The sequence below is a fragment of the Homoserinimonas sp. OAct 916 genome, assembly GCF_003260275.1.
In the GTDB taxonomy this organism is placed as follows: domain Bacteria; phylum Actinomycetota; class Actinomycetes; order Actinomycetales; family Microbacteriaceae; genus OACT-916.
Genome location: NZ_QJHB01000047.1, coordinates 1 through 612 on the forward strand (window position 1 = coordinate 1; position 612 = coordinate 612).

Sequence of the window (612 nt, forward strand, 5' to 3'; positions counted from 1 at the left end):
CGGATCCGCTTCCGCACGCCACCGGCGTTTGCAGTGGGCAGGTATCCGCGTACGTCCTCGTTTGCGTAACGAGACTTCTGCGCCTACCGGTAGATCTCGCGGCGGTGGCCGGCATCAACGATGATGACCGTGAGTATCGCGTCCTCGATGCGGTATAGAACACGATAGTCACCACTGCGCACGCGCCATTCGGGTCGTGCAGTGAGCTTCTTTGCCGATGGTGGCCGGGCGTCCTCGGCAAGGAGTTCGATAATCGCCTGAACGCGACGTTTTGCTTCCGGAGGAAGCTTTCGGATCGCACGAGTTGCGACGGGAAGAATCTGAACCGTATACGTCACGACAGCCCGAGGTCGCGTTTCACGTCCTCCCACGGGATGGGAGTCTCCCCGAGTCGTTCGGTTTCCTCCCACGCTGCATCCACTGCCTTGATATCCGCGAGTTCTTCGGCGTCTTCGAGCAGCCGACTCAGCTGATCGGTGTCGATGATTGCCGCGACAGGGCGATTTCTGCGGGTCAAATACACCGGTTCGCGCCGGGCCGCGTCGATGATTGACGCGAGCCGTCCTCGCGCATCCGTGATTGCAACTTCAGTCATACCGCCAGTATAGAGCA

At 60.3% G+C, this 612-nt stretch carries 2 protein-coding genes; both read right to left on the reverse strand.

The genetic code is table 11. The annotated features are described in order from the left end of the window. Positions 1 to 83 precede the first annotated feature (83 nt). Positions 84 to 338, reverse strand: coding sequence for a type II toxin-antitoxin system RelE/ParE family toxin (locus DL891_RS16620; protein ID WP_111721593.1), 255 nt, complete (start codon positions 336 to 338; stop codon positions 84 to 86). Beyond that, a complete protein-coding gene (locus DL891_RS16625) occupies positions 335 to 595 on the reverse strand; it encodes a type II toxin-antitoxin system Phd/YefM family antitoxin (protein ID WP_111721594.1) in 261 nt (86 codons plus the stop codon). Before DL891_RS16625 ends, DL891_RS16620 begins: the two co-directional genes overlap by 4 nt. Positions 596 to 612: the final 17 nt, after the last annotated feature.

Bases quoted from the DNA above. Each gene is read 5' to 3' on its own strand.
- DL891_RS16625 (WP_111721594.1), bottom strand. From the start codon at position 595: ATGACTGAAGTTGCAATCACGGATGCGCGAGGACGGCTCGCGTCAATC.